Here is an 8,816-nt window from a genome sequence, read left to right as displayed (position 1 = left end):
CAGCGGGTGAGGGTGCAAAACAGGCGCAGGGACAAGCCCGTTCGGGGCGCGCGATGCAAAGCCGCGCCAGATGGTCGGATTGGCCTCAAGAAGCGATGCCCGGCTTCGCGTGGCGGAAATTCCGGGGCTCTGCGGGGAACGGGCGCGGTGGACTTGGCGGAAGGCCTGCCCTGCGGAGGCAGCACCTGTGCCGGGAACCGGTTGGCGCGCGCCGGAGCATGCGGGCCTTCAAAGGAAGCCGCGCCACGGCATCCGCCGCGCCGCCTTCCTGCCGCATTGCAAGGCAACGTGGCGTTTGTAGTGGCGACACTTTGGCGGGTATCGTGAAAGTTGATAGGCGGTGATGTTCTGAAAGGCTGACGGGTCGCCGAGGCGGGCGTCATTTTGGCACGGCTGCAACCGGTGCCGGCAAAGGGCACGGTCAAAGACATATCCAGTCTGACATCAGCGAAGGGTATGGAAATGCGCTGGGCCTGTCTTTCGTCCAGACGATAAAATGCTGGCCAGAAGGCTTGGCACGCGAAAAATCTTCCGCGCCGGGTCGGGCGGGGAGCGTTTCGCGCATTGTGGCTAGGCGTAAGGGGACAGGAGCTGCTGCGCCCAGGGCGTGTGCCGTGCGGGCGCGCGCACGGTGTGCGAAGGGAAGGGCCGATCGGCCTGCCGGGTTTAGTCCGTCTCCGCGTCCTGGGGGAAGCGCAGGGTGAGCACGTTGGCCCCGTTCGTGCGCTGGTACGCGGACCGGCTCATGGTGCGGATGAGGAAAAGGCCCATGCCGCCCGGCTCGCGGTGCTCCAGGTCGGCCTCCAGGTTCGATTCCAGCCCGGCCAGCAGCTCCGCGTCGGAGCCGTCCTCGCCATCGGCCGCGCCCACGGGGTCGAAGGCCTGGCCCCAGTCCGAGAGCGCCAGCACGAAGCCGCCGTCCGGGTCCGCGCCGCCCGTCAGCTCCACCGGCCGCGCCTCGTCCGGGGTTTCCTCCGTGTAGGCGTGGCGGATGACGTTCACCAGGGCTTCCTCCAGCACCAGCTCCACGCGCTGCAGCGCGGCCGTGTCGAGCCCTGCGCGCGCGGCTTCCTCCAGGGCAAGCTGGCGGAATTGCGGGAGGCTCTCCTCCCTGGCGGGCAGGCGCAGGGTCCGCACGGGCCCGCCTTACGCGCGGGCCAGGGCTTCCTGGCGGGTGGCGAACACGGGCATGAGCTTGTTGAAGCCGGACACGGCGAAGACCTCGGCCACGATGCCGGACAGGGCGCAGAAGGCGATGTCGCCCCCGGCGGCCTTGAGCTTCTTGGCTGCGGAGAGGATGCTGCGCAGGCCCGCGCTGCTGATGTACTCAAGCCCGCCCAGATCCACCACCAGCCGCTTGTCTCCGGCCTCCAGGCAGGCAAGGCACTGGGCCTCGAACTGCGGGGCGGTGATGGTGTCCATGCGTCCGGCCACGGCGAGCACCAGGAAGGCGCCCTCTTTGCTCTGCGTGAAATCCATGAATGCCTCCAGGCGTGCGGGGCGTCAGCCCTCGATTTGTTCCGGCCCCTGGTACAGCAGGGCCAGCAGGGTTATGTCGTCGGATTGCTCGGCCCCGGCGGCGAAGCCGTGCACCGCTCCGGCCAGGTTCTCACACAGGCCGCGGGCGTCCAGGTCCCTTGCGGTTTCGATGCGGGCCAGCAGGCGTTCCTCTCCATACAGCTCCAGGGCCGGATTCATGGCCTCGGTTACTCCGTCGGTGTAGAGCAGCAGGCCGTCGCCCGGGGCCAGGGTCAGGGTGTCCGAGGTGTAGGCCACGCCCTCCATGGCTCCGGCCACTGGCTCCTGCCGGGTGGGCAGATAGGACGCGGCGCCGCCCGCGCGCAAAAGCACCGGCGGGTTGTGCCCGGCCGAGGCGTAGCGCAGCTCGCCGGTCTTCATGTTCAGCACGGCGCAGAAGATGGTCACGAACATGCACGACTCGTTGTCCTGGGCCAGGTCGTTGTTGGCGCGGGTCAGAATGCGCCCGGGATCGGTGCAGCGCCGCGTGGCCTGCACCGCGCCGCCGGGCAGGAAGTCGCTGGCGCGCTGGCCGCCCGTGCCGGAGCTTTCGGCCACGGCCTTGATGAGGGTCTTGGCCACGGCCATGTAGAAGGCGGCCGGCACGCCCTTGCCGGAGACATCGCCCACCAGGAAGCAGAATTGGTCCTCCCCGCAGGGGAAGAAGTCGTAGAAGTCGCCGCCCACCTCGCGCGCGGGCGTCAGGCTGGCGAAAAGGTCTATCTCGTTCGTGTCCGGGAAGGGCGGGAAGATCTTGGGCAGAATGCCCATCTGGATGTCGTGGGCGATGCGCAGCTCGCTTTCCATGCGCTCGCGGCTGGCCGTGGCCTGGGTCAGGTCGCGGATGTAGTCGCGCAAGGAGGTCTGCATGTGGCCGAAGCTCTCGGCCAGCTCGGCCACCTCGTCGCGGGAGGTGAGCTGCGGCAGGGGCGCGTCCAGCTTGCCTCCGGCCACCTCGCGCGCGGCCGCGGTGAGCCGGGACAGAGGGGTGGTGATGCTGCGGGCGATGAAGACGATGAGCAGGGTCAAGGCGATGAAGCCGCCGCCGCCCAGCCCGGCCGCGATGAGCGCCAGCCGGTTCACCGAGGCCAGCAGTTCGTCGCGCGGGTAGAACACGCCCAGCGACCAGCCCGTGCTGGGCAGGGGCGCGTAGACCAGGAAGCCGGGCTTGCCGCTGTGCAGGCTTCTTTGGGGTACGAATTTGGAGTTGCCGCGGATCATGTCCTGGCCGATGCGGCGGAGTTGCTCGTCTCCGAACTCCTCGGCCCGGCTGAAGATGCTTTCGTTGAAAGCCACGCCCGGCGCAGGGTGGGTCACGTAGGTGCCGTTTCTGGTGATGAGATAGGCGTAGCCCGTCTCGAGCACCGAGGTGCCCGCCACAAGGCGCTTCAGCCATTCCAGGGAGACATCCGCCGTGGCCACGCCGGCCACCACCTTCTTGCCGTCCACCACGCGGTGGAAGGGCATGGAGCAGGTGGACATGAGGGCGTTGCCGCCGCCCTCGTCGAAGTAGGGCTCGCTCCACACCGCGCGGTCCAGCTCGCGTGGGATCTGGTACCAGTCCATGCTGTGGTAGCGGTAGTCCGAACCGCCGAGGAAGGTGGTCTTCGGGCCCAGCGGCGTGCGGAAGGTATAGGGCGCGTAGTACTCCCGGCCGGGAATGCGCCCGCCGGGCTCGTAGGCCAGGGCGGTGCCGTATAGCCCTTCGTTGTCGGCCAGCAGGCGGCGCTGGCGCTGGAAGATGGCCTCCTCGGTCAGCTCGCCGTCCTCGATGTCGTAGACCATGCCTTGGACCACCCTGGGAATGGGGGCCAGCATGGACTCGATGCGGTTCACCAGGGCCTGGGCCATGTTGCGGGCGTTTGTCTCGGCGTGCTCCAGCAGCGCCTCCCGCGCAAGCAGGTAGGTGGTGGCCACGATGGCCACGAGCACCGCCCCGGCCCCGGTGAGCACCAGGGCCGAAAGCCGGAACGCCAGCCCTTGCGCGAAAATGGGTCTCAATGCGTGCCTCCGGGGAATAGCGCGTCTCCGCGCGAGAAATCGTGGAAGCCCGGCGCCTGCTTAAGCAGGCCGAGCCCGGTGAGGGCGCCGGCCACGCGGTCGTAGTCCGCGCGCTGCAATTCGCCCAGGGGCGGCTCGGCGTTCGTCGTGGGCAGCATCACGTCCCGCATGCGCTGCAACATGAAGCGCTGGTGCACGCGGCTGACGGGAACATGGGCCGCGCGCATGCGCGTCAGCACGACGTCGAGCGCCTCTTCCGGGTGCTCAAAGGCGTAGAGCCAGCCGCGCAGGCTGGCCGCCACCACGGCCCGGCACAGGGCGGGGTCGTCGCGCAGGGTCTTCTCCAGGGTGTAGATGCCGTCTTCCGGGAAGTTCAGGTCCAGGTCGCGGTAGAAGAACACGCGCAGGTCGCCGGGATCGAGCCCGGAGGACAAGAGGGTGTGGTACTCGTTGTACCACATGGCCGAGGCGGCATCCACGCCGCCGTGCAGAAACAGGCCCAGAGTGCTCGACTGGGGCAGGATGCGCGGCTGGATGCCCAGGCGCTTGAACAGGGCCTGCGGCTGGAGCCGGAACTCGTTGTCCCACAGGCTGATGCGCTTGCCGTCCAGGTCTTTGGGCTCCTTGATGCCGGAATCGGCGCGGGTGACGAGCATCAGCGCCGAGCGCTGCACCAGCTGGGCCAGATGGACCATGGCCTGCGGGGTGCCCTGGGTCTCGGCCCGGCGCTCTATGCCCGTGGCCAGAAACATGGTGGCGAACTGGGCGCGGCCCTGGGCCAAAAGACGGGAGGCGACCACGTCCTGCCCGCCGGGGATGAGCTCCATGTCCAGCCCGGCTTCGCGGTAGAAGCCCTTGGCGTGGGCCATGTAGAACCCGGCGAACTGGGCCTGGGGCTGCCATTGCAGCACAAGGGCCACGCGCTTGGGCTCCGCGCCCGGGGGGGCGGCGGTTGGCTGGACATTGGCCTGCTGGGCCAACGCCGACCCGGCGAGGCACAGGGCCAGGGCCCAGGTCAGCATGCAGGCCAAGGAGCAGGTCCGCCACGCCTTCCTGTTTCCTGCCCCGCAACGGGACGATAACGCCATGCCTTTGCTCATGCTTTTTCGTATCCTGAAGACCACGGGCTGTCCAGCCTCGGCTCGTGCGCGGCACGGCTTTATTGACCGGGACGGAACCGATCTGCTACCTCCATGGCGTACCTGCGTATTTCTGCTCCAAATGCCGCGCCGTGCTGCGGGAACCCCGCCGCCCGGCGCGCCGAAGGTGGAACAATGACGCGAGACGAGGCCCTGGCCGCCCTCAAGGCCGGCTATGCCGAACTGACCCCGGGCCAGAAGCTGGAATACCGGTTTTTCCAGCCCCAGGACGCACCCGGCGTGGGTCGCCTGTTCTACCAGACCTACGCCGACAGCTACCCTGTGGACGAGCCCTACGCGCCGGATCTGCTCATCGAGGCCAACCGCTCGCGCCGGTTCCACACCATCGTGGCCTGCGCGCCGGACGGCTCCATCGCCGGGCACGCGGCCATCTACCGCAGTTCTCCGCCCAACCCGCGCTTCTACGAATACGGCCAGCTCATGGTGGACAAGGCCTATCGGCAAACCTCCGCCGCCTACCGCCTGCACCGCTTCGCCGTGGAACATCTGTTCGGCAAGGCCGAGGGCGTGGACGGCATCTACGGCGAGGCCGTGTGCCACCACATGGCGACGCAGAAGATGATCCACGGCTCGGGCTTCGTGGCTTGCGGGCTGGAGCTGGGCTTGATGCCGGAAAGCGCCTACGCGGGCGAGGGCGTCATCGGCCGGGCCAGCTGCCTGTACGCCCAGCGCGTGGACCGCGACACGCCCGGCCCGCTGTTCCTGCCCGGAGAATGGGGCGGCCTGGTGCAAGGCCTCATGGGCAACTGGCCCTTGTCGCGCCAGGTGGCCGCGGGCGACGCCGAAATCCCGGCCCAGGCCGCCAGCGTGATGGAATCCCGGCACTTCGCCTTTGCCGGGGTGCGCCGCGTCACCGTGCGGTGCATCGGTGCGGATTTCGCCGCGCGCCTGGCTGCGGAGCTTGAGGCCGCGCGCCGGGACGGAGCTGTGGTCGCGCAGGTGTTCCTGTGCCTGGGCGAGGCCTGGGCGGGCCGGGCAGCGCAACTGCTCCGCCAGGCTGGTTTTTTCTTCTGCGCCTACATGCCCCTGTGGTTCGGCGATACCGCGCCCGGACCGGACGCCGTCATGCTCCAGCGTTTTATGGCGCCCGCCAGCCTTGCGGGCTTGCGCCTGCACACCCAAGAGATGCAGGAGCTGGGACGGCGCGTGGTGGAGGACATGGAGCGCGCCGCGCGCGAGTTTGGCGCGCCCGAGGCGACCATCCTGCCGGTGCCGGAGTAGCGGGCCATGCCGCAGCGTCACGCGCCAACCCGGCCTTTTTCGCCACCCAGATTTGACGCCCTGGCCAAGGCCACGGGCGCGGAGCGCTATGCCTTCGATCATATTCCCGAAGGCTGCCTGCATGCCGGAGCCTACCGGCCCGGGGCCGGCCTCGGCATCGCCTGCGGGCGGGTGCGCGGGGTGGACACCGCCGCCGCCCTGGCGGTTCCGGGCGTGCTGCGCGTGCTGACGGCCGCGGACGTGCCCGGCCCGAACCTGCACGGCATCATCCACAAGGACCAGCCCGTGCTCTGCGGCGAGGTCATCCGCCACGCGGGCGACCCCGTGGCCCTGGTCCTGGCCGAGACGCCCGAAGCCCTGCGCGCCGGACTGGCCGCCCTGCGCGCGGACATCGAGCCCCTGCCCGGAGTCTTCGACCCGGCCGAGGCGTTGAAACGCGGCGCGCCCTTGGTGCACGCGGGGCGCACGGGCGGCAATCTGCTCATGCGCGCAGAGATTCGTAAGGGCGACGTGAAGGCCGCCCTGAAATCCGCGCCGGTGGTGCTGCGCGGCGAATTTTCCACCCCGGTGCAGGAGCACGCCTTTCTGGAGGTCCAGTGTGGCGTGGCCCAGCAGCAGCCGGGTGGCGGCCTGGACATGACCGTGAGCACCCAGTCCCCCTTCCGCGACCGCTTCGAGATCGGCGCGGCGCTGGGGCTTGACCCCCTGTCCATCCGCATCCGCGCGCCACATTTGGGCGGCGGCTTCGGCGGCAAGGACGGGGCCACGGTGCAGTGCCTGCTGGCGCTGGCCGCGCTGAAGGCCGGGGGCAGGCCGGTGCGCATGGCCTGGGACCGGGAGGAGAGCGTGCTCGCCGGGTTCAAGCGCCACGCCGCGCGCCTGCGCTGCGTCCTGGGCGCGGACACGGAGGGCAGGCTGCTGGCCTTTGCGTGCGACATGCTTTTCGACACCGGGGCCTACGCCCACCTGGGCGGCGAGGTCATGGAACTGTCCATGGAGCACGCCTGCGGGCCCTACCGCATTCCCCATACGCGGGTGACGGGCCGCTGCGTGTACACCAACAATCCCATCGCCGGGGCCTTCCGGGGTTTTGGCGTGGCCCAGGCCAGCCCGGCCTTCGAGGGCCTCATGGACGAGCTGGCGGCGCGGCTCGGCCTGGACCCGCTGGAACTGCGGCGCAGAAACGCCCTGGCGCAGGGCGACGAGAACAGCTGCGGCGTGCGCCTCACGGGCTCCACGGACCTCGTGGCCTGCCTGGACGCCCTGGCCGAGCACCCGCTGTGGACCGGGCGCGAGGACTGGCGCGCCTGTGCGCCGCGCTTCACGCGCCGGGGCGTGGGCCTTTCCGCCGTGTTCAACGGCATGGGCTACGGCCGTGGCCTGCCGGACATGGCCATCGCCAAGGTGGAGTTCACCGAGGCGGGCGGCTTCCATATCTATGTCTCCGTGGCCGACATGGGCCAGGGCAACGCCTCGGCCTTTGCGCTTCTGGCCGCGCAGGAGCTGAACCAGGACGCCGCCGCCATTGGCCTCACCCTGCCCGACACCGAGCGCTGCCACCCGTCCGGGTCTTCTTCCGCCGGGCGCACCACCTACACCTTCGGCAACGCGCTGCTCAAGGCCTGCGCCGCGCTCAAGGCCAGGCTCCTCAGCCGCGCGGCCATGGCGCTGTTGTGCGACACGTTGGAGGACCTCCGCCTTGAGCCGGGCAGGGTGGTCCACGTGCCCACGGGCCGGGCCCTGCCCCTGGCCGTGCTGGCGCGCTTCCTCCCGCGCGACGATCGGGTCTGCGTGGCCGAGTTCCTCATGCCCGTGGCCCGGGAGGTCTCCGGCTCGGCCCAGGGCTTCATGATCGGCTTTCCGCACCTGCTCTTCGCCTATGCCGCGCACCTGGCGCGCATTGAGGTGGACGAGCTTACGGGCCGGGTGCGCGTGTGCGACTACGTGTGCGCCACGGACGGCGGCCGTGTGCTGCACCGGCAGGGCTTCGACCAGCAGGCCCAGGGCGGCGCGGCCCAGGGCCTGGGCTACGCGCTGCTCGAGGACTTCCAGCTCCGGGACGGGCGCATCAGAACCGGCGACCTGACCACGTATCTCATCCCCACGGCGCTGGATCTGCCGGACATCGCGTCCCTGGCCGTGGACGGCTGCGAGGACAGCGGGCCGCGCGGGCTCAAGGGTGTGGGCGAGGTGGGGCTGAACGGCCCGGCTCCGGCCGTGGCCTCGGCCCTGCGCCATTGCGGCTGCGACCCCCGGCTGCTGCGGCGCCTGCCCCTGACTCCGGAGCGCGTGCTGGCGGCGCTCAAACCCCGGCGCTTGGCCGCCAAACGCGGGAGGTCCGCATGATGCTGCGTTTCCGGCTCAATGGACAGGATGTCGAGGTGGAGACCGCCCCGGACAGGCGCGCCGTGGACCTGCTGCGCGATATGGGGGCGCCCTATCCGGATATGAAAGATGTGAAGGAAGGCTGCGGCACGGGCGAGTGCGGGGCCTGTTCCGTCCTCGTGGACGGGGCGCACAAGCTGTCCTGCCTCATGCTGGCCGCGCAACTGGAAGGCCGCGAGGTGACCACGCCCGCTGGCCTGGGCAATGAGGCCGCGCCCCACGCCATCCAGCAGGCCCTGGCCGAGCATGGGGCCGTGCAGTGCGGCTTCTGCACGCCGGGCATGAGCATCGCCGCCGCCGCCCTGCTGGCCGAGAACCCGGACCCCACGCGCGCGGACATCCGCACGGCCATTTCCGGCAACCTGTGCCGCTGCACAGGCTACGTGATGATCGTGGACGCCGTGGAGGAGGCTGCGCGAAAAATGCGGGGCGATTCCGGGCCGCTGCATGATGCCGGGCCACTGCGCGATGTCGCGCGGGCATCGCGCAAGAAGCCCGTGGCGACGCGCAAAAAGGGCGGTACGCCATGAA

7 protein-coding genes are annotated in these 8,816 nt (G+C 69.9%); 3 read left to right on the top strand and 4 right to left on the bottom strand.

Going from position 1 to position 8,816, the window contains the following annotated elements; genetic code table 11:
- Positions 1-666: 666 nt before the first annotated feature.
- The 4 genes from VN419_RS06685 to VN419_RS06670 are packed head-to-tail and all read right to left on the bottom strand — an operon-like array spanning position 667 to position 4,541.
- Positions 667-1,137 (bottom strand): ATP-binding protein, encoded by a 471-nt coding sequence (locus tag VN419_RS06685; protein WP_325645755.1) that lies wholly within the window; start codon positions 1,135-1,137, stop codon positions 667-669.
- Between the two features lie 9 nt (positions 1,138-1,146).
- On the bottom strand, positions 1,147-1,479 hold the full coding sequence (locus tag VN419_RS06680) for an STAS domain-containing protein (protein ID WP_325645753.1): 333 nt from the start codon (positions 1,477-1,479) through the stop codon (positions 1,147-1,149).
- Between the two features lie 24 nt (positions 1,480-1,503).
- Entirely contained in the window at positions 1,504-3,519 is a 2,016-nt protein-coding gene (locus tag VN419_RS06675; RefSeq protein WP_325645751.1) for a SpoIIE family protein phosphatase, read from the bottom strand.
- Complete coding sequence (locus VN419_RS06670; RefSeq protein ID WP_325645757.1) at positions 3,516-4,541, bottom strand: ABC transporter substrate-binding protein; 1,026 nt, start codon at positions 4,539-4,541, stop codon at positions 3,516-3,518. The genes VN419_RS06675 and VN419_RS06670 overlap by 4 nt, the downstream gene beginning before the upstream one ends.
- A 252-nt stretch (positions 4,542-4,793) precedes the next feature.
- Between VN419_RS06670 and VN419_RS06665 the strand changes: the two genes are divergently transcribed.
- From VN419_RS06665 to VN419_RS06655, 3 genes are read left to right on the top strand one after another with little or no spacing between them, the layout of a single operon-like run.
- Positions 4,794-5,900: a GNAT family N-acetyltransferase gene (locus VN419_RS06665; protein WP_325645749.1), complete on the top strand. Its 1,107-nt coding sequence runs from the start codon at positions 4,794-4,796 to the stop codon at positions 5,898-5,900.
- A gap of 6 nt (positions 5,901-5,906) precedes the next feature.
- Positions 5,907-8,246: a xanthine dehydrogenase family protein molybdopterin-binding subunit gene (locus tag VN419_RS06660; RefSeq protein WP_325645747.1), complete on the top strand. Its 2,340-nt coding sequence runs from the start codon at positions 5,907-5,909 to the stop codon at positions 8,244-8,246.
- Positions 8,243-8,815 (top strand): (2Fe-2S)-binding protein, encoded by a 573-nt coding sequence (locus tag VN419_RS06655; RefSeq protein ID WP_325645745.1) that lies wholly within the window; start codon positions 8,243-8,245, stop codon positions 8,813-8,815. The genes VN419_RS06660 and VN419_RS06655 overlap by 4 nt, the downstream gene beginning before the upstream one ends.
- The last annotated feature ends 1 nt before the right edge of the window (position 8,816 follow it).

Origin of the sequence: Humidesulfovibrio sp. (assembly GCF_035560995.1) — a bacterium.
Lineage (GTDB): Bacteria > Desulfobacterota > Desulfovibrionia > Desulfovibrionales > Desulfovibrionaceae > Humidesulfovibrio.
The sequence above is the reverse complement of the archived record's forward strand: the minus strand, read 5'-3'. Positions and strand labels throughout refer to the sequence as shown.